This is a genomic window from Candidatus Zixiibacteriota bacterium (assembly GCA_040753495.1).
Taxonomy (GTDB): domain Bacteria; phylum Zixibacteria; class MSB-5A5; order GN15; family PGXB01; genus DYGG01.
The window spans coordinates 11306-31743 of record JBFMEF010000122.1; the positions used below are offsets into that span (position 1 = coordinate 11306).

14 protein-coding genes are annotated in these 20438 nt (G+C 52.9%); 11 read left to right on the plus strand and 3 right to left on the minus strand.

The genetic code is table 11. From position 1 onward, the window contains the following. Positions 1 to 146 precede the first annotated feature (146 nt). The 9 genes from AB1690_07965 (at position 147) to AB1690_08005 (ending at position 11435) form a co-directional block, all read left to right on the plus strand. A complete protein-coding gene (locus AB1690_07965) occupies positions 147 to 2225 on the plus strand; it encodes a DUF2723 domain-containing protein (protein ID MEW6015244.1) in 2079 nt (692 codons plus the stop codon). Continuing rightward, on the plus strand, positions 2218 to 3303 hold the full coding sequence (locus AB1690_07970; protein ID MEW6015245.1) for a glycosyltransferase family 2 protein: 1086 nt from the start codon (positions 2218 to 2220) through the stop codon (positions 3301 to 3303). The genes AB1690_07965 and AB1690_07970 overlap by 8 nt, the downstream gene beginning before the upstream one ends. Then, positions 3275 to 4444, plus strand: coding sequence for a glycosyltransferase (locus AB1690_07975; GenBank protein MEW6015246.1), 1170 nt, complete (start codon positions 3275 to 3277; stop codon positions 4442 to 4444). Before AB1690_07970 ends, AB1690_07975 begins: the two co-directional genes overlap by 29 nt. Further along, entirely contained in the window at positions 4425 to 5099 is a 675-nt protein-coding gene (locus tag AB1690_07980) for a class I SAM-dependent methyltransferase (GenBank protein ID MEW6015247.1), read from the plus strand. The genes AB1690_07975 and AB1690_07980 overlap by 20 nt, the downstream gene beginning before the upstream one ends. Beyond that, a complete protein-coding gene (locus AB1690_07985; protein MEW6015248.1) occupies positions 5096 to 5869 on the plus strand; it encodes a class I SAM-dependent methyltransferase in 774 nt (257 codons plus the stop codon). The genes AB1690_07980 and AB1690_07985 overlap by 4 nt, the downstream gene beginning before the upstream one ends. A 102-nt stretch (positions 5870 to 5971) precedes the next feature. Next, positions 5972 to 7921 (plus strand): hypothetical protein, encoded by a 1950-nt coding sequence (locus AB1690_07990; GenBank protein ID MEW6015249.1) that lies wholly within the window; start codon positions 5972 to 5974, stop codon positions 7919 to 7921. Next, positions 7918 to 8862, plus strand: coding sequence for a HEAT repeat domain-containing protein (locus AB1690_07995; GenBank protein ID MEW6015250.1), 945 nt, complete (start codon positions 7918 to 7920; stop codon positions 8860 to 8862). The genes AB1690_07990 and AB1690_07995 overlap by 4 nt, the downstream gene beginning before the upstream one ends. After that, the gene (locus AB1690_08000) at positions 8849 to 10060 is read left to right on the plus strand and encodes a ribonuclease H-like domain-containing protein (protein MEW6015251.1); all 1212 of its coding nucleotides are present in this window, start codon (positions 8849 to 8851) and stop codon (positions 10058 to 10060) included. Before AB1690_07995 ends, AB1690_08000 begins: the two co-directional genes overlap by 14 nt. A gap of 61 nt (positions 10061 to 10121) precedes the next feature. Then, positions 10122 to 11435 carry an HDOD domain-containing protein gene (locus AB1690_08005; protein MEW6015252.1) on the plus strand — a complete coding sequence of 438 codons (1314 nt, stop codon included), beginning with the start codon at positions 10122 to 10124 and terminating at the stop codon, positions 11433 to 11435. Between the two features lie 65 nt (positions 11436 to 11500). Here the strand turns inward: AB1690_08005 and AB1690_08010 are convergent, their stop codons facing one another. Next, positions 11501 to 13912, minus strand: a complete 2412-nt coding sequence (locus tag AB1690_08010) for a DUF5916 domain-containing protein (GenBank protein MEW6015253.1) — start codon at positions 13910 to 13912, stop codon at positions 11501 to 11503. A gap of 393 nt (positions 13913 to 14305) precedes the next feature. Between AB1690_08010 and AB1690_08015 the strand changes: the two genes are divergently transcribed. Both AB1690_08015 and AB1690_08020 read left to right on the plus strand, forming a co-directional pair. Continuing rightward, positions 14306 to 17053 carry a T9SS type A sorting domain-containing protein gene (locus tag AB1690_08015; protein ID MEW6015254.1) on the plus strand — a complete coding sequence of 916 codons (2748 nt, stop codon included), beginning with the start codon at positions 14306 to 14308 and terminating at the stop codon, positions 17051 to 17053. 25 nt (positions 17054 to 17078) lie between these two features. Next, positions 17079 to 19328, plus strand: coding sequence for an FG-GAP-like repeat-containing protein (locus AB1690_08020; GenBank protein ID MEW6015255.1), 2250 nt, complete (start codon positions 17079 to 17081; stop codon positions 19326 to 19328). 18 nt (positions 19329 to 19346) lie between these two features. Here AB1690_08020 and AB1690_08025 read toward each other — a convergent pair whose 3' ends face one another. Continuing rightward, positions 19347 to 20135, minus strand: coding sequence for a type II CAAX endopeptidase family protein (locus AB1690_08025; GenBank protein MEW6015256.1), 789 nt, complete (start codon positions 20133 to 20135; stop codon positions 19347 to 19349). Further along, positions 20132 to 20344: a DUF5668 domain-containing protein gene (locus AB1690_08030; GenBank protein ID MEW6015257.1), complete on the minus strand. Its 213-nt coding sequence runs from the start codon at positions 20342 to 20344 to the stop codon at positions 20132 to 20134. Before AB1690_08030 ends, AB1690_08025 begins: the two co-directional genes overlap by 4 nt. Positions 20345 to 20438: the final 94 nt, after the last annotated feature.

Here is a 20438-nt window from a genome sequence, read left to right on the forward strand (position 1 = left end):
CGGGGTAAAGGTTAAGCCGCAAAAATCTTTCAGAAAGCAGTCAGATTTCCGTCAAATCAGCCGAATATATAGGTATGCCGGCAATCCGGTCGAGAGACCGGGGCGCCGGAATCTGACTTAACTTAAAACGAGGTCAAAAGAGCGCTATGGTTAAGCATGATATTGATTACAATTATGTCCGGCCGGGGAGAATCCGCCGTTTCTCCGACTGGGCGTTGCCGATAGTAGTCGCCATCGCCGCCTGCATACTGTATATCCGGACAGTGGCGCCGTCGCTCTACTGGGGCGATTCAGCCGCCTTTGCGGCGAGCAATTATATCCTGGGGATTGCTCATTCCCCCTCATTCCCCCTTTATACCCTGATGGCGCGGCTGTTCAATCTGATTCCCAATATGACGCCGGCGTTTGCTTCTAATCTGATGTCGGTGCTGTTTGCGTGCCTTTCGGTGATGCTCTTTTTCATGCTGATAAAGCAGATGACCGATGTGCCGCTGTTCCTGTCGAGCCGTCGCCGGAATGCCGGCGGCGAACGACCAGTAGAGATTACCCGTTCCAATTTCGAGTCGGCTGTCCGGGCTGTCGATACCGAGACGATTTCGAAGCCGGCGGTGGTGATTCTTCCCTGTATCGCGGCGGCGGGTCTCTTTGCCCTTTCCCTGCCGGTCTGGATGGGAGCGGTGCGGGCGGAAGTCTATTCCTTTCATCTCTTTCTGACCCTGAGCGCGGCGCTTCTGGCTTTTCATGGCACCACCGAGAATAAGAAGCAGATATTGCTGCTGGGACTTTTTGTCTATCTGCTCTCCTTTGCCAATCACCCTCTGCTGGCGCTCGCTTTTGCTTTGCCGTTTCTCTATCTGCTGGCGATAAATTTGCCGAATATCGGATGGCGGCTATCGACTTTCGGAATTCTGGCGCTCTTTCTGGTTATATCATTCTCGGTATATTTCTATCTGCCGATTCGCGCCGCCCAGGACCCGGCCATTAACTGGGGCAGGCCGGATAACTTCGACTCCTTCTTTTCAGCGATTACCCGCTCTTCCGATATGGCTAACTTCTCACAGATGACCGCCGCCCCCGATTATCTGTTTCGTCTGCGGAAGCTGGGGAACTTTCTGGCCGGTCAGATCGGCTGGCCTCTGATAGGGTTGACCCTGGTGGGATTCTGGGGAATATTCAAAGTCTCCCGCCGACTGTTTCTCTTTTTCCCGCTGGCGATTTTTTCCAATCTGGGAATAATCCTCTGGGCGGCTGATTTCAACCCGCGCAATCTTGACCTGATAAATTATCTGGCGCCGCTGACCGCGTTGCTCCTGGTGACCAGCGTCGCCGGCGTAATGTATCTTCTTCGAAGCATCCTTGTCGCCACGCAGGCATCCGTAGCGGTGACCATCGTCATTGGGATATTTATATACCTGGGTTTTCAGGACAATTATGCCAGGGCTGACCTGTCGCGGGTGAACGCGCCGGAGGTGATGTGCCGGAGTGTAGTGAGGGATATTCCGGCCGGTTCGGTGTTGATAGCAGCGGAAGATGACCTGCTCTTGCCGCTTTGGTACAGCGCTTTTGTCGATTCGACCGCCTCGGAACTGAAAATTATCTCAGCCGGGGCGCTGGTGAACCAGAAATATCGGAAGCAGTTGACCGTGCAGTATCCGGAATTGGTTTTTCCGGAGAATTTTAACGGTGATAACGGGTTGCCGGCGGAGTCTCTGACAGTCGAGCTCTGTCGCTTAAATGCGCCGCATCGTCCGATTTATGTTCAGTTCGGGGCGCCGGGGATAAATCATACCGATATAACGCCGGCGGGAGTCCTTTTCCGATACAATTTCGGGGAGGAGTCGACGGCGGATGACAAAGAGAGTTACAGCAACCATATACAGCTGGCGGCGGATATGCTTGCCGGCAATCCAAATGAGATATCGACAATAGATTTCACCGGTCGCTGGCTTTTCAATGCCGCCGTATTCTATGAGCGCTCCGGAAAGTTCGGCGGCTCCGAAGTTGCCTGGAAGTTATTCAATCATGCCTTGAACATAGACCGGGAGTCGATTGATATGCGGGTTCGCCTGGCGGTCGGGCTTGCCAAAGCCGGGCGGCTGAAAGAAGCCCTGAAATTCATCTCGGATGCGCTGGAAATCGACCCCAATGACAAGAACAGCCTGGAGTTGGGACGCAGCATTGTCAAAGCGATAGAAAAACAGGGAGCGGTTGCCACCAATGATTGAAATATCAGTTGTCGTTCCGGTATATAACGAGTCGGCCAACCTGCCGCAGAATCTATTGCGAATGGCCAAGGCGCTTGCCGCCACCGGCAAAGAGTTTGAGATAATTCCGGTTGATGACGGTTCGGTTGACGATACCGCCGAGAAAATCCGACGGCTCGCCGCGGAAGATTTTCGCTTCCGCTACGCCGGGTACCGTCAGAATGCCGGACGGGGTAAAGCGATTCGAACCGGCATCAAAGCGGCACAGGGGAAATATATCCTGACTATCGATTGCGACCTCTCTTATTCCGAAGAGTATCTGCCGCTGATGTACCAGCTTCTGACGGAAAATCCGGATATTGATTTTGTGATAGGCTCGCCCTATATGGCGCACGGGAAGACCGAGAATGTTCCGTTTAAACGGCTGGCGATATCAAAACTGGGGAATATCATCCTTTCGGCCGCGATGCGGGGAAAGATTAAGACCTTAACGGGCGTATTGCGCGGATATAAAGCCTCCTCGGTCAAAAGATTAGATCTGGAATCGGACGGCAAGGAGATTCATTTGGAGATATTGTCGAAGGCGATAGCCTCCGGATACAAGCCGCTGGAGTTTCCGGCTATTCTGCAGTCGCGCAAGAAAGGAAAATCAAAATTCAAGTTCAAGGCGACGGCGATATCGCATCTGATATTCTCTTTCTTTGAACGACCGGCGCTTCTGTTTGGATTGATTGGGATGCTTCTGATTGGTCTGGGGATGGGCATCGGGATATACCTGATTGCTTTATGGCAGGGCGGAACTTTGAACCCGGACCGTCCTCTGATGACTCTGATGATTCTACTGTTGGTAGCGGGGCTTCAGATAATTCTTTTCGGATTCCTGGGAACGCAGATGGTCGCCCTGCGAAAAGAAATCTATAAGATACAGCGTAATCAGCATTCGCTTGAAGATATGCTGGAGAATCGACCGGTACCGTCGGACGAGCAACCCCGCGTACTGGCGCTTCATAGGACCTCGCCAACGGAACCGTCAAACCGTGAACGGCTAAATGATAGGATGAAGATGACCGATGAAAAAGCAATTACTCATAATAAGTAACCGCTACCCGGCCGGTCCCAATGACCCGGCCTCCCCTTTCATATATGATTTCAAACGCGCCTTAGTGAAGCGCGGCATAGCGGTTGATGTACTCACGCCATATTATGAACCGTATCGCAATGATGTGAGATATATAGACGACACGGTGCATCAGTTCCGCTGGTCGGACGGGAAGAAAGTGATTTCGCAACTTTCTCTCTACGCGCCGGCGTCATGGCTGAAAATCTGGAGATATTTCCACGCCGGCTATAAGATGGCGCGGGGACTTCATAAGAAACAAAACTATCAGGCCGTACTGGGGCTCTGGGCGCTGCCGTCGGGTCATCTGGCGCGTCGTCTGCACCGTAAGTTCGGCGTGCCGTATGCAATCTGGGCGCTCGGCTCCGATATTAATTCCTATGCCGCTAAACCGCTTGCCGGCGGGTTGATTTTAAAGGCGCTCAAAGAGGCCGACCGGCTTTTTGCCGACGGATATGAACTGGCGACCAAAGTGCAGGCGCTTGCCGATAAAGAGTGCCGCTTTCTGCCCAGTTTTCATCCTCTTGACCTCGATACGGCGCGCAATCAGAGCGCCGAAAAGGTCTTCCTTTGCGCCGGTCGTCTGGAAAAAGAAAAAGGGGTCATCGACCTGATAGAGGCGTTTCGCCTGATAGCCAACAATCTTCCTGACTGGAGGCTGGAGTATATCGGAAGCGGCAGCGCCGAGAAAAAAATCTGGTCGCTGGCGCAGAAATATCAGATTCGCAATCAGGTAAAGCTGCACGGATATCTGGAGCGCCCGGCTTACAACCGGATACTGCTTGGCGCCAGAATCGTGGTGATACCGTCGCACTCCGACTCTCTGCCGCTGACTTTCGGCGAAGCGATGCAGGCGGGAAAGCCGGTCATCGTGTCGGATGTCGGCGACCTGCCGCTTTTCACCGAGAAGTACCGGGTGGGATTTACTTTTCGGGTCGGCAACATCCAGGAACTGGCGGAGAAGATGCTGGAGTTGACCCGCGACAGCAGCAATTACGGTCCGCGTTGTATGAAGGCGCTGGAAGAGCTGGATATTGAGAATGCGGCGGCGGCGATACAGAGATGGCTGGAAGAAAAGGGAACCAGGAAGGAATCGGTGCAGTATGCAGGCGCTGGAAAGTAAGAAGCGGTACTTTGACAATTACTGGCGGGAGCAGCCGACCGACATAGCCGACCCGCGGGCGCTGGAGCGAGCGGCTGTGGTGGAATGGCTCCTGCGCCACAGAGAAGGAAGACTGCTGGATATAGGGTGCGGGCGGGGGCTGGTTCTGGAGTATTTTGCGTACCGCGGATATGATGCGGTCGGCGCCGATATCTCGCCGGAAGCGGTTGAATCTCTGGACAGCCGCGGCTTTGACTGCCGTCTCTACGATATCGAATCGGATTACATCTCCGAGAAGTTCGAGATAATCCTCTGCCTGGAGGTACTGCAGCAGTTATATGACCCCAAAGCGGCGCTGGAGACGATGAGGGCTGCCCTCGCCGAAGGGGGAGAGTTGGTGGTTTCGGTGCCGAATGAATTTCATCTGGTCTCGCGGTTGAGGATATTGTTTGGCATTACGCATCTGGGGCATTTTGAGCATTCCCATATTCGTCTTTTCACACCCCGGCGGGCGCGGGAGATATTTGATAAAGCCGGATTGAAGGTCATGCGCAAGGCAGATATCAGCATTGCGCCGCCGCGATGGAAATGGCTGGCGGCTTTGTGCCGTCCGCTGGCGATGCTGATGCCGTCGTTGTTCAGCCTCTCCACCGTCTATGTTCTGGAGGCGCGATGACTACCGCTGAGCGCACCCGAATGAATGAAAACCTGGGGACATTCTCGGAGCGGTTCCCGGTGCTTTTCGATACGGCCGGGCGGGAGAAGAAAGCCGACAAGGTTATTGCTGTCTGCCGCCATTTTTCCTTTCGTCCCCTGCATGAATTGACCTGCCTTGACCTCGGCTCCTCGACCGGCATCATGACAGAGCGGTTTGCCCGTCACTTCGGAAAAGTGATAGCGATTGACCTGGACAAAGTGGGGCTGCGCTCGGGAATGCGAAACAGCCGGATGAGCAATATCAGGCATATCTGCACTGACGGAACCGACCTGGCGCTGGCGGATGGTTCGGTCGATCTGGTTATCTGCAATCAGATATATGAACATGTCGACAATCAGCAGGGGCTTCTGGCGGAGATTTACCGTGTTCTCAAGAATGACGGGTTCTGCTATTTCGGAGCCGGCAATCGGTATGTCTTGATAGAGGGGCATTACTTTCTGCCGTTTCTTTCCTGGCTGCCGCATCGAGTCGCCGATATCTATATGAAACTGGCCGGGAAAAAGGGGGGATATGATGTCCGCCTGCTGTCGCTGCGAAAGTTGAATATTCTGACGCGCGCCTTCTGGCGTCATGATTACACCCGCTTGATTTTTGAGAACCCCGCGGCATTTAATGCTGAAGATGTTGTTCGCCCCGGAAATATCATCTCCAGGCTGCCGGGGTGGCTCTATGGAACGATATATCCCCTGTTTCCCGCCTGGGTCTGGGTGTTGACCAAGAGAAAATAGCGGAAATAGCGCGGAAGACGCTCAACTCTGCCGAAGGAGATTTCTCCGAGGCAGAAAACCGTTAAAAATGTTATTGCCACCGGCATTAACCGTCTCTTTATTATGCTTATGCGATTCTTGATATTCCTGTCCGTCCTGATAATTTGCGCGGGAGTAACTGTCGCCCAGAATCTTCCCGATACGGTTTATGAACGCTGGGGGATGGAAAAACTGATGGCTCTTATGAACCTTCAGTTGACCGACCTGACTTTCCGGGATGATTATACCAAGAAAGACTCTTTCCGGCTGGCGACGGTGGCGAACCTGATGCGTCAGCCGTACGGCATGATTCATTTCGTAGAGCAGTTCAAAGATACCTGTCGCAACCAGAAACCGGAGCCGATATTTTCGTTTCTCTTTGAGCATGTCGCCAAAGAGACCCAGCAGTTCCGCTGGGAGGCGGCCGACCTGTCGCGCGGGGATAGTCTCGACCGGGGGATGAATCTCTTTTACCGCTCGCTGGAGTTCAATCGACTTCTGCGCAAGGCGGATAAATATCTCTACAAGGTCTTTCCGCCGTCCGCCGATTCGGCTTTTGCCTGGCTGACGCCGCCGGAAAAGAAATTCCTTTTGAATCAATTCAAGCAGCTTCTTCTGGAGGATACGCTCGACCAGTTCCGGACACCGCAGCAGATAGATTCCCTCCAGGATGCGGAAGAGGAATATATTAAGCAGTTTGCCGCTTTTGGCACCCGAATCCGCAAGGATATAATATTGGCCGCCGGGGTAAATGCGGCTGTGGAGTTGCACCGGGAAATAAATCTTCTGCTGGATGAAATAAAGGCGGGTCACCTGTCGGCGCGGGGCATACTCTCCGACACCTCGATTCTGCCGCCGCGCACCGGCATCGCGCAGTACCTGGGTCGAAAAGAGGGGTGGGCAATTGGCGGTCCCGAAGACAACTACTATAAGGGAGATTCGCATTTCATAATCGATTTCGGCGGCAATGACCGGTATGACCTCGTATATAATCCGGACAATCCGCACGGGACGATTATTATCGACCTGTCCGGCAATGATATCTACAACGGTCTGACCGATTTTACAGTTGGCTCCGGCTGTATGAATGTGGGACTGCTTTTTGATATGAGCGGCGATGATATCTATTCCGGGAAAGACTTCTCGCTGGGGAGCGGCTTTTTTGGATTTGGTCTGCTTTATGACGCCGGTGGCAATGACCGGTACTACGGCGATACCCATGTTCAGGGGGCGGCGACCTTCGGAATCGGCTCGATTCTTGATTTGAGCGGCAATGATGTCTACTCGGCGGCTCTTTATAGTCAGGGATTCGGAGGACCGGAAGGAGCCGGGTTTATCTTAGATTATCAGGGGAACGACAATTATATGGCGGGGAATAAGTATAAGGATGTTCTGCGATATGATGACCATTATCTCTCATTGTCGCAGGGATTCGCCTACGGCTTCAGGCCGTATGTCTCAGGCGGCATTGGCGCCATTCTCGACTATCGAGGCAACGACAATTACGTTTCCGATATCTTTGCCCAGGGGACCAGTTACTGGTGGTCCCTGGGAATGATTTATGACTCCAGCGGCAACGACCAGTATGTTTCATATCAATATGCCCAGGGGGCGGCGACGCATATGACTTTGGGGATATTGCTCGACCAGAGCGGCAACGATTTTTACCGGGGCAAGGGGTTGATGCAGGGATGCGGGCATGACTATTCCTGCGCCATCATGCTCGACCGGTATGGCGATGATATTTATCATGCCGTTGACCTTTCGCAGGGGGCCGGCTCGGCCAACGGTTTTGGGATTATGCTGGACGCCCGGGGAAATGACGCCTACTATGTTATGAAAACGAATAATACCCAGGGATTTGGCGATGCCCGGCGGGATTTTGGTTCTATCGGGCTCTTTCTCGATTTGAGCGGAAGTGACCGCTATGACGGCAACGGCGGCGAGAACCGCTTCTGGCAGACCCCCTCGAAATGGGGCGGCGGACTGGATGAAGAATGTATTTTACCCGATTCGGCAGTGAGCGACCTATGAGAAAAAGATATGGTCGGATACTGTTAGGGCTGGCTCTTCTTGTGTGTACCAACGGGGGGGACGTCTGGAGCCAGGAAGCCCGTTTCGCCGAAATCGATAAGCGAGTCGATTCTCTTTTTGTATTGGCGTCATCAGGGGAAGTGATGCATCGCGACCTGGTGCAGCCGGCGATAGACTCCCTGGCGGCGATGGGGGCCGCGGCGGTGCCGCGTCTGATTGAAATCTATGACACGCAGGATGCGCGGGAACGTCAGACTATAAACAATATACTGGTGAAAATCGGCAAGCCGGCGGTGCCCTATCTGGTAAATTCGCTAACCCTTGACAATGCCGAGCAGGTGGGACGGATCTGCGCCACACTGGGAGAAATAAAAGATTCCGCGGCGGTGGAAGGATTGATTGAAGCGGCAGGGCATGCTGACTGGCGGGTCCGTTCCGAAGCGGTGGGGTCACTGGGGAAAATCGCCGATTCCCGGGGGAATGGAGCGATGGCGTATCTACTTCTGGATACGGTGGGGTTGGTGCGGAAGTCGGCGGCGGTCGCGGCGGGAAGCCTCTTGTTTGAGCCGACCTTGAAAACTATGGTGAATATGCTGGCCGATGACTTTTATGGGGCTCGTCTCTGCGCCCTGGAAGCGCTGGTCAAATTCGGCGAGAAGGCAGTGGAGGTTATTGCCGATTCGATAAATTCGGAAAGGGATTTGATTGGGAACCTGGGATGCCTGGCGCTGGGGCATATAGGCGGCGACAGCGCCGTGGCGGTTCTGGTAGGGCAGCTGGACTCGCCCGATTATATTCGGCGGGCGATGGCGGTAGAGGGAATATTTCAGTCCGGCTCCTCTTTTGGCTGCGGATTTGTGGAACTTATGAAAGAGCGAGAAACCAATCCGATAGTGCAGCAATATATTCGCAAGGTCATGGAGAGACATGCTGGGCGATAAACTGAACCGATTCTCCCGGCAGATACAGAGCCAACCGGATGCCGCTATTTCCAGACCGGGAAACAGCCGTTACCGTTACGCGGCGGATTTTTTTGGCGGCGAATTGGTCAGTTCCGATGGGGGTGTTTTTATCAAGATTACTGTCGATTTCCCCTCCGTTTTCTCTCATGGCGATTACAGTTTAGGCGACGTGCTCGCATCTTATCCGCTCATCGGTGGGGGGAGCATTCTCAATTGCGGCGAAAATTCTCTCAATCTGTCGCGGCTGTTGTTTTTTGATATGGAGACTACCGGTCTCTCCGGCGGTACCGGCACCGTTCCTTTCCTGATAGGTTTCGGCTCCCTTTCAGACTCCGGTTTTCAGGTGCGGCAGTATCTGCTGCCGGATTATCCGGATGAGGCGGCGATGCTGGAGGCGGCGCGCCGTGAGATAACGAAAGACTCCATCCTGGTCAGTTACAACGGACGGGCTTTTGACCTTCCGATATTAAGCGACCGGCTGGTTCTGCACCGGATAGAGAGAAATCTCGAAATAGCCGGGCATATCGACCTGCTTCACCCGGTCCGGCGGCTTTTTAAGAGACGTCTTCGCGATTGTTCCCTGGGGAATATTGAACGAGAAATTTTGCGGTATTACCGTTTTGATGACATACCCGGCTATCTGGTGCCGTCGGTCTATTTCAACTGGCTGGCGAACGGCGAAGTGGAGGAGTTGCGGCGGGTAAATAAACATAATCTGGACGATATTGTGTCGATGCTGTTTATCATGCATCATATGGCGCGCTTAGCGGAGAATCCCTCGGGGCAGATTCAATCCAGCGATGACCTCTATTCTTTTTGCCGCGTACTGGAGCAGGCCGGCGATAGAGAGGGGCTGTATAATCTGATAGAAGCCTCCCGCGAGATGCTGGAGCGGGAGAATCGGTTTGATATATTATTCTCGCACGCGCTCTGGTATAAGAGAGGGGCACAGGTGGAAAAAGCCCATACTCTCTGGCTAAAAATTGCACAGACCGGGGGGGCGGAATCTTACTCGGCGCGTCTGGAATTAGCCAAATTCTATGAGCATCGGCTTAAAGATTTCGCCGGGGCGCTGAAATTCACGCTGGAGGCAAGGGAGGAGTGTCCTCCGGGCACCCATCACCTTCAAGCGATAGAAAAGCGGATAAACCGGCTCCACCGGAAGCTCTCCCGCTAATATCCTTCTAAAAAAAAACTAAATCAGGTCGATAATATGGTCATATGGCGGTTAGGAGCGTATGACCCAGGAAATATTCTACAAGATACTCAACGACCATAAAGAGCTCTCCTCGCTTCCGCAGGTGCTGATGGAAGTGATACGGGTCTCCCGCGAGCAGGACTCTTCCGCTAACGACATCGCCTCTATTATCATGAAAGACCCGGCCCTGACAGCCAAGATTCTCAGGGTTGTCAATTCCCCCTTCTATGGTCAGATAAGGAAAATCACAACCGTCAATCAGGCGGTGGTGACTCTGGGGATGAGAACGGTGACGGCGGTTGCCCTTTCGGCATCGATTTACGACAAGATGAACAAGGTCGATTCCTCCATCGACCGGAAACGGTTCTGGCGGCACTCGCTGGAAGTCGCCATCGCGGCGCGCATGATAGCCGAGACACTGAAATATGAGCCGGCCGAAGAGGCTTTTGTCGCCGGGTTGTTGCACGAGATTGGAACATTGGTTTTGGAAGCGTCCTATCCGGCCGACTTCCGTCGGGTCTGGAAATTGATTGAAATGGGGGAGAACCAGACGGCGGTCGAAGAGCGGACCTGGGGCACCAACCATGCCCGGGTGGGGCAGTTTCTTCTGGACCAGTGGGGGATTCCCAAGAATATCGGAGAGGCGGTAGGGAATCATCATACGGTGATTGACCATGGGAATAAACTTCCGGAGCAGCAGCTATCGCAGATTGTCAACTTAGCCAATCAACTCTCCAAGTTCCGGGTTTATAATATGCCGCCGCCGGAGTCGGCGCAACTGGAGAATCGGGATGTCATCGCCGCCAATCTGGAATTGAGCAATGCCGCTATCGCCAAGATTGAAGAGCATCTGATAAGCGAGATAATAAAAGAATCGAATTACCTCGAAATTGAGATAGGGAGTGTGGAGGAGATTCTGGTTGACGCCAACCGGCTTTTGTATAAGCAATTCCTGATGGTGGAAAATCTTCTGCGGGAAAACCGGATAATGCAGCAGCAGATAGCGCGCGACCAGATGAAAAAGGCGGCGCTGGAATCGCTCAAGGCGATCGCCACCACCTTCAGCCATTATATCAACAACGCCACCGCCGCTATCCTGGGACGGGCGCAATTAATGGAACTGGCGATTACCAAGGGGGAGATTGTTGACCAGAAAGGAATCGCGGCGCTCTCTGCCGGAACCATTGTGGATGCCGTCGAGACGATCTCGACCATACTGGAAGAACTCAAGAAAATGACCGCTTTCGAGACTACCCTTTATCATGACGACACCTATATACTTGATGTCGAATCGAAAATCCGCGAAAAGCTCGATAATCTCAATCGCACCCGGGTACCGGCCGGGATTAATTAAGCACTTCAACCCTTATAAGAATTGACTGTCTCCATGATGCGGTGATGGTCAGTCAATCATTCAACTCAGATATTCCACCAGTAATTGGCTTTTATCAGGAAGGTATTTACCTGGGGGGTGCGGAAGAGGGCTTTCAGGTCGCGATTGAAACTGAAACTGTTGATATCACTTTTGAAGCCATCGCGGGCATGGGTCCAGACAACAAAGACGGCTGAACCGGGGCGGTACTCCCAGCGCAGCACCAGATTGACATTGAGTGATTTGTAGTTGAAATCATTGCGGGCGAAATCTATGGCGTAGGAGGCGCTTATCTCCTCGAATCGCTCCGGCGAGGTCAGTTTCATGAAGCGCTCATAGTCGCCGGCCGAAAAATAAAACTGCGTATAGGACTGGATGGTCAGGTCGCGGGTGAAGGTATAGGTGCTGCGGAGTGTGACACTCAGTTCATCATGGTCGAGATGTCCGAAAACCGGTAAGCCATCTTCGCCGGTACCGACCCAGAAATGACGGTCGCGGGAGCTTTCGTAGCCGCCCCCCAGAGAGAATTCCAGCATGGAAACGGGACGGTAATCGAGCCAGAATTCATAGACATTCCACCTGCCGCTGCGACCGGTACCCCAGATGTAGGTCAACTCAAAAAAATACCTTTCGGCATGGTTGGTATTCATCCCTATCCAGTAATCCTGACCGCGCGGTTTCTTCCAGAGACCGTTACCGCGGGTTTCCAGGTCATCGTACTGCCGGTCATCGGTGGAGGCGCCGGTATAGAACCACCAGCCGTTGGTAAAGCCGACATTGCCATTAAACTCCCGCCCGGTATAGATGCGGAAGCCATCCATATTCTTGTTATGATAGAAATTGGTGTTAGAGCGGAGATATCGGATAAAAGAGAACTTTTTATTGCTGCGCAGATGAATCCAGAATGACTGTCCTCGGGCGGAATTGCGGTTGAGATATCCGAGGCGATTCCAGTCCACCCGGCGGTCATAATAGTCAGCCATAACGTTGCCGCGAATAACCCGGCCGCCTACTTTTTCTATCATTGTGTGCCAGGCGTAACCGCCGGTTCCCGGTCCGTTGTTAGTGGCAGCCAGGGCGCCAGCCCAGTAATAATCGTTATTAAGAAAATAGATTCGTCCATCGGCGGCGGCGGTGTAGGCATCGGGGCGGTCTTTTTGATTGGCGCTGGTAAACATCCCGCCGATATATGAAAGTCCGCCAACATCCTGCTTGAAGCGGGCGACGGTGTAGTTTGCCAGCGGCTCTACCACCGCTTCCTCCGCTTCGTGAGACGAGACCGGCATAAATCTGGTTTTTTCTTCCTGGGTGGTGGCATTGAGCAAGCCTATTGAGGTTCCGCCTCCGGTTTTGCCGGTAACTTTGAGCGCGCTAAGGATAGTGGTATTGCGGGGATAATCAATATAATAGGCAGCGTTTTCGATATCACCGCGCGGCGGACGCCCGATACGACGCGAATAGAAAAGGTCGAAGGCAGGGAGCCGGAAAATATCGGAGCCTTCCAGAAAGAACGGTCTTTTTTCCTCGAATTGAGTTTCATAAGTGCCGAGGTTGATAATCGCTTCATCAGCTTCCACCTGCCCGAAGTCAGGATTGATAGTGGCATCAAGAGTCAGCGCCGAGGTCAGCCCCATTTTCAGGTCACCGCCAATATTGGAAACAAAGTCTCTCCCGTTTGAATTGCCGAGACTTTTCGGCTCGGTGATGCCGTAAGAGACAAAATAAGGGAGAGTCTCAAGGCGCCCCGGTGGCTCAATATCTTTTATTCCGGCAAGATGACCGTAACGGCTGACCCCGACAGCCTCATGACTCGGGACAAACTGCCAGCGGCTGTCTTCCTTGTTGCGCGGCAGATGGCGCGACAGATTCAGCCCCCAGACATATTCATCAGCCCGGGAAAAGCGCAGCGCCGAGTACGGGATTTTGAATTCCGCCGTCCATCCCCAGTCGAAGGACTTCACGTTGGCAGTCCAGACGGCATCCCAGCTGTCATCATCCTGGTCGTTGTTAAAAAGGAAAATGTCAGAGAGAACGCCGCTTACATTTACGGCGAAATAGTAGGCGGTGCGATGGTCGTGATGGGAGTCGATACGCACGGCGACTTTGTCCGATTCGGTGAAGCGGTCGCGGCGGGTCAGTTGTCGGACGATTCTTTCCGGGTATCGGTCGTAACACCAGAAGCCGACATAGAGGGCTTCATCATCATACAGAATTTTCACCAGGGTTGATTCGGTTGCCGGTTCCCCCTCTTCCGGTTCGGTCTGCCGGAAGCCGGTAATCGGTTCCGCCTGATTCCAGAAGGGCTCATCCAGCAGCCCATTGACATCGATACTCCCGACAACGCGAAAAGCAAAGGCGGTCTTGACCGTATCCGCCTGAACCTGCGCCAGCGATGATGATACAGAGAGACAGATTATGATAAGAGTGATAGCTGACAGACCGGCCGGGCGAAAATTCAAGCAACTCCTCCAGTGAGTTTACAGGGGGCGATTTGCTAATTAGTTACGGAAAATTAAGCGGATGGTTGCGCAGTTGTAATTGACTAAGAAGGGAATTTTTGTTATAATTGATAATGGGTAAACAGGGGATGCTCAACCTCGCATGACTCACCGCCAGAGGAGCGGAATTCTCATTTTTATGAAACTGATTGCTTATCCTTAAGGGATTGTACTTGCAGTCGGGCAGGAGGCCTATTCCGGAAGAAGATAGGTGGCGATAACCGATTAAATTGCAGTCGGTTGCGAGACGGTGTTCGGCATGAAAAGCGAATTCTGCGGCAGCATTAATTTAAGCCTGACGGCATACCGATTGCACTGTACCTTATGGTATTATTGCCTTTTGAAATGACTTATATGAGAAATTTCAGTTATTCCCTTGGCATCTCTCTCTTTCTTGCGGCCGGCTATTTTATCGGCAGCGCTGATGCCGCCTCGCCGGGAACTCGCGAATTGAGACATCAGGAGCAGATAGCGCAGCCAGAGAGCCGCCAGAGTCCTCCTTTCGTATCATACATCACCGCAGCCAGGACGGCCGACTTTTCTGACCTGCTTCTTTCCGAGACTGTCTCCCCAGCCGCTTTTGAGCAGCGGCATCTGTCGTTAGTCCGTATTGGCGGCGACCGGATGCTGGCGGTCTGGCAGGATGACCGTCGCGGCAGCGCCAAGGTGTATGCGCAGATTTTTGACGAAAACGGAGTCGCCGTCGGCAGTAATCTGCTGGTGCTTGGCAGGAGTGACGGATATGACCTGCTGGAGCCCAAAGCCTGCAGCGACGGTTCGGGCGGTTTTTATCTGGCTTATCGGGATATAATGACCGGGCGGATTTATTTTGCCCGGTACAATTCATCTTTAGCCCAGATTATTTCCCCCCGCGCGGTCAACGATACGATTACTTTCAACTATGCCGGACCATTTGACATCGCCGGCTTTGCCGATGGACGTCTGGTGGCAGTCTGGGAAGAGTACAGTACCGCCAATAATATTGCGATGAAGATTTTCAACGCCAACGGCCAACCGGCAACTCTGACCATTAAGGTCAATGGCGACAGCAATGATGCCCATCACTGGTCACCGGCGGTCGCTATCGGCGGAACCAGCAGTATCGCTGTTGTCTGGGAGGATTACCGTCTGGGGAACCCGGATATATATATGCGGCTTTTCAATTCGGTAGGGGTTCCCAGCGGGGATGATTTCAGCCTTATAGAACTAACCTCGGCAGATTCGTCTCAATATCTGCCGGATATTGCATACTCATCGGTTGATGGGTATGCTGTTGCCTGGCTGGACAAGAGGGCTGATTCGCAGAAAGTTTATCTTCAGCGAGTGGTGCCGGGAAGCGGTTTGACCGGCGGCAATCGGCTGATTTCGGCCAGTTCGCCTGAGGTCAGCGACTGGGATATATCGCTGGCGGTCAATGCCGCCAATACTCTGGTGGCGTCCTGGGCGGCGGTCGGCACGTTCTCAAATATAATGGTACAGAGATTCTCGGCCGGTTTCGCATTGAACGGCGCCGCAATTGTCGCTAATCAGGAGACAAGTGGCGGTCGCTGGGAAAGCTGTACAGGCATCGGACCAACCGATAAGATTTTTTGCGGCTGGAGTGATGCGCGGGCGCATCATACCGACCTCTATTTAAGAGCGTTCTCATCAGCCGGGGCAGAACTATTCAGCGGCGATAGATTGATAAATGATGATGCGGCCGGGGCGCCGTCAACGGAACCAGAGATAGCCCTTCTAAATAATTCTCAGGGGGCAATTGCTTTTACTGACCAGAGGTCTGATGAGGGGGATATTTTCCTTCAGCTGGTCAATAGTAACGGGAGCATCGCCGGCGGCAATCTGAAAGTGAATACGGATATTCCTCCGGCGCTTCAAAAAGAGCCATCCATAGCGGCATCATTGTCGCGGATGGCGGTGGTCTGGTCTGACGGTAGAGCGGTGGGGGGAGTTTCCGGCAGCCATATATTTGGCCGTTTTGGCGACAATTCTGGCGTACTGGAAAATTCCGATTTTATGATTTCAGATGAGAATGAACCATCGCCCAAGATATCGCCGGCGGTGGCACTTTCCGGCGATAGTGGACTGGCGGTATGGATTGAAAAAGCGAACCCCGAGGACCAGGTGATTGGCAGGATGATATCGGCTCCTTCCAATACTATCGGCGCTCCGTTTCTTATTTCCGATACGGTGCTCGACCTGACTGTTACAGGTCTTTCGGCTGTCGCCGACCGGGATGGGAACTTCGTTGTCGTTTTCCTTACCTATCGACCGGCAGCGACGCTGGTGATGGCGCGATATTCCTCGCAGGGTAATCTTCTCGGAAAATCAGTCTATACCAGCGCACTGTCCAATATTTATGTGACAGAAATATCGGCGGCGATTGGTATGACCAATCAATTAATAGTTCTCTGGCAGGGAGAGGCGGCCGACCAAAGCCGACATATCTATCTAAGCAAATTTTCCACCGCGGGAGCGGTTTTGACGGCGCCGTTTGAGATTTCGGTTCCGGCCGGAGCCAATCCGGATAATATTGACGTCTCCGCTGACGCCAACGGATATGTTATAGCGACGTGGACCGATTCCCGAAGCGGCCGGCGGGCGGTCTATTATCAGGTTTACAGCGCTCATCTCAACGCGCGGACGGCGCAGAACCTGGTTTCGAATATTTCCACCGAATATATGATTTCTGCCGCGGCGGTAAACCGTAACTGGGACGGCTGGATTGCCTGGGTTGACCCGCGTTCCGCAGGGAAGAACGTTTATCTGGCACAGTTCAACTACCTGTCAACCGATATTGCCGACACCGATGAAGAACTGCTGCCGCACCATTTCTCGCTGGAACAGAATTACCCCAATCCCTTCAATTCAAGCACGACAATTGAATTCGACCTGCCGCAGGGCGGCAAGGTTCAGCTTGAAATTTTTAACCTTCTGGGAATGAAAATCAGGACTGTTATGGACCGGAATCTCGATGCCGGGAAACATCAGATTTCCTGGGATGGCCGAGATAATGATGGCAAAAATGTCCCCTCCGGCTTATATTTCTATCGGATGAAATCCGACCGTTACTCGTCCGTTAGAAAAATGATTCTTCTCAAATAATTTACTCCCAAGGAGGGAGCCGGAGATGTTGAAAATCAGATATTCCCTCTTACCGCTTTTCCTCACTCTGATCTTAATTTCAGTAACGCAGGCTCAACCGCCGATTCAGGTAGTTCCTTTCTGGCAGACGGCGGAAGAGGATGTCTATTCCACCGGTATGGTCTGGCGGGATATGAATGGTGATGGGTATATTGATGTCTGTTTCTCCAACGGGAACGATATTGTGAGAGCCCGTAACTTCATTTATCTGTCGCGATACGGCACGCTCCCGGCAAACGGCTCCTGGTTTTCGAATGATATAGAATACTCGGGGCATTGCGCGGTGGGAGATGTTGATGACAACGGATTTCCGGACCTGGCGGTTTCGAATTTTCTGGGTCAAGGGGGATTTCTGACTACCAATCGTGCGGTGCTTTACTCCAATCCTTATGGCATTCCGGGAACGGTTCCATCCTGGCGCAGCGGAGACAGCATGAACAGTTTCTCCTGCGCTTTTGGCGACCCGGATGGGGACGGCGACCTTGACCTGGCGGTCAGTACCGGCGAGGGGTATAATGCTGTCAGGCAGCGGGACCGTGTTTATTTTAATGAGAGCGGCTCATTAGCGACTCTTCCGGGGTGGCAATCAGGCGCCTTGACGCAGGCGATGGATGTGACCTGGGGTGATGTCGATAATGACGGCGACCTCGACCTGGCTTTCTGCTATGATGACGACGCTACCGCCGTCTATTATAACCAAAATGGCGTTCTGGAGACATCCCCCTCGTGGCAGTCGAGTATTGTCGAATCGGGAAATACTCTGATATTCGGGGATGTCAACAATGACGGCTGGCTCGACCTGATTGTCGCTTATAATTTTCAACTGGGGGGAAACGGTTATTACCGTGTCTACTTCAACAATGGAGCTGGAGTGTTGAACAGCAGTCCCGGCTGGGAATCATCGGATGGTGGTTACGGCTCCGCTGTTTCGCTTTATGATTACGACAACGATGGGGATGATGACCTTGCCGCCGGAAGGTGGTGGGATGAGCCGCGCCTCTATGAAAATATCGGGGGGACATTTTCCGGCAGTCCGGTCTGGCAGGCGGCTCTTTCGATGGTGGTGGAGGAACTTGCCTGGGTCGATATTGACGGCGATGGGGTGGAAGCCTTTTCCGAAACGATTTATGCCACCGGCAAGAAGTTGTTCTATGCCGAGAAGCATCCGCTCTTCTCGCTGGATTCGGTTCTGGTTGATGGCGCCATTCTTCCGATAAATCAATACTGTTCTGACCCGATATCGGGATGGGTGTCACTGGCGACGGTACCGCTTGATTCGCTGGTGCTCTATTACAAATATTCAAGCAAGAATGACCTGACCGTGGCTAACTGGGATACCTATAATTTCGCCTTCGCCAATACCCGTCGCCCCTTTGTCGACTTTTATGCTGATACCGCTGTCGGCTGGGCGCCGCTTCAGGTAAACTTCAGTGACAGCTCAATCGGCGCGTCATCCTGGGAGTGGCGATTCGGAGACGGCGGAACGTCGGACCTTCAAAATCCGCCGCATACCTATGCCGACGGCGGCGCTTTTGATGTAACACTGGAGAATCTGCTTCCGGATGGTCCCCATAATCGCACCGGCAAGAAAATGATTATAGCCTTTGCCGACACTATTTCTTTCCCGAGCCTGACCATTGCCCCGGGAGAAACGGTCAAGATTCCGGTGCGGCTTCGCAACTGCCACCCGATGAAACGGATTGTTCTGCCGATTTCGTATGCCGGAAGCATCGATTTGACCTTTACTGCCTATGATACCGTAGGCTGCCGCTCATCGTATTTTGACCAGGTGCAGTTAGCCAATTATGTACCGGCGGAGAAGAAACTTGCCTTTATTCTGGTGCCCAGCCTGAGCGGTTCAAAGCCGGAATTGCCTGCCGGTGACGGTCCGATTATCAATCTTTACTTTCAGCATTCCGGGGGAAGCGGAGTCGGCACGCTTGATTCTTCCACGGTGCAGGGGAAAACGCTCTCTTTTGAAGCCGGCTATGTTACTTTTCTCCCTTATGTCAAGAAAGGATTCTTAACCGATACGCCGTATGCCAAGGGGGATGCCAATCATGACGGCCATATCAGCATTCTTGATATCACCTATATCATCGCTTTCTTGTTTAAGTCTGGACCGCCTGTCGGGTTATATGAAGGGGACGCTGATTCCAATGGGAAGATAAATATTCTGGATGCCACTTTTCTGCTCAGTTTTCTGTACAAAGGGGGACCACCACCGCAGGGGTGAAAGAGAAAACCGCTCTGATCATTTCTGGAAGGGGAAGAAGAGGGCGGAGAAATCCTGAAAGAAATGGGCAATTATAGGGGGCCAGAGGCTTCCTGTCCGCAGAAACAAGAGGGCAAACATAGCCCCGTAGATGCTCAGGAGAATAAAACCGCCTAAGCCCTGATAGGCATGCCCGGAGCCGAAGGCGAGCGAAGATATTATCACCGGCAGGAGCCATCCTCTGGTTTTCCCAAAGAGTTTGATGCGGGTCAGGAGATAACCGCGGAAGGCGGCCTCCTCACAAAATCCGGCAGTAAAAGAGAGCAGCACCCAGAAAATCCGCTCGGTATTGTTTTTGGGGAGAATCAATTCCAGCTCGCCAGGAATCTCCAAGCCGAATTGCGCCAGCAACAGCGCCAGCAGCGACAGCAGGAGATTGGATGCCAGAAGAAAGGCGAGCGCCCAGAAGAAGTCGAGCAGGCGGAGACGTCGGAAGCCGATACCGGCCAGACCGGTCTTTTCCCGGTAAACGGTAAGATATATCAGAAGAAAAGCTCCCCACCAGGTGAGCATGGTCGGCAGATAGATAAACAGGATAGGGGATTGCGCCAGAAGACTCAGAGTTTCGGTCGGGTCGCCGACAAACAGAAGCGAGCTTGCCGGCATGAAAACCAAAAGAAAGAAGAGTGTCAGGTAAGAAAGCAGACTTTTCTGAAATTCCGGTTCCGGCGGCGCCTCAGGACTTTCACCGGTATCGGCGGGAATTCGCAGGAAACTGCCAGAGGCATCATCCGATGGCGGCGATTGGTCGTTGAAGCGGTCGGTCATCCGGGAAACTGGTCTTTCTTTCTGTTGGAAAACGACCCGATAATCAGCGCCAGACCGACAATTATCATGATGATAGGCCAGATGACCTTGAATCCGGGTATAATGCCGAGATTGATAAGCAGGAAAAGAACGCCGATACCAAGGACAATCAGTCCTCCTATCATCATTCCGCACTTCTCCTCCCGTCCCTTACTCTCCGAATTAGACATACAAAACCTCGCCTGTTTATTATTGTTTTCGGCAATCAGCCGGCATCCGTTGACAATAGAACTCTATATGCTAAATTTAGCAAAAAGTTACTGC

Bases quoted from the DNA above. Each gene is read 5' to 3' on its own strand.
- AB1690_08025 (MEW6015256.1), bottom strand. From the start codon at position 20,135: ATGACCGACCGCTTCAACGACCAATCGCCGCCATCGGATGATGCCTCT.
- AB1690_08005 (MEW6015252.1), top strand. From the start codon at position 10,122: ATGACCCAGGAAATATTCTACAAGATACTCAACGACCATAAAGAGCTC.
- AB1690_07985 (MEW6015248.1), top strand. From the start codon at position 5,096: ATGACTACCGCTGAGCGCACCCGAATGAATGAAAACCTGGGGACATTC.
- AB1690_07995 (MEW6015250.1), top strand. From the start codon at position 7,918: ATGAGAAAAAGATATGGTCGGATACTGTTAGGGCTGGCTCTTCTTGTG.
- AB1690_08020 (MEW6015255.1), top strand. From the start codon at position 17,079: ATGTTGAAAATCAGATATTCCCTCTTACCGCTTTTCCTCACTCTGATC.
- AB1690_07965 (MEW6015244.1), top strand. From the start codon at position 147: ATGGTTAAGCATGATATTGATTACAATTATGTCCGGCCGGGGAGAATC.
- AB1690_08015 (MEW6015254.1), top strand. From the start codon at position 14,306: ATGAGAAATTTCAGTTATTCCCTTGGCATCTCTCTCTTTCTTGCGGCC.
- AB1690_07990 (MEW6015249.1), top strand. From the start codon at position 5,972: ATGCTTATGCGATTCTTGATATTCCTGTCCGTCCTGATAATTTGCGCG.
- AB1690_07980 (MEW6015247.1), top strand. From the start codon at position 4,425: ATGCAGGCGCTGGAAAGTAAGAAGCGGTACTTTGACAATTACTGGCGG.
- AB1690_08030 (MEW6015257.1), bottom strand. From the start codon at position 20,344: ATGTCTAATTCGGAGAGTAAGGGACGGGAGGAGAAGTGCGGAATGATG.
- AB1690_07975 (MEW6015246.1), top strand. From the start codon at position 3,275: ATGAAAAAGCAATTACTCATAATAAGTAACCGCTACCCGGCCGGTCCC.
- AB1690_08000 (MEW6015251.1), top strand. From the start codon at position 8,849: ATGCTGGGCGATAAACTGAACCGATTCTCCCGGCAGATACAGAGCCAA.
- AB1690_07970 (MEW6015245.1), top strand. From the start codon at position 2,218: ATGATTGAAATATCAGTTGTCGTTCCGGTATATAACGAGTCGGCCAAC.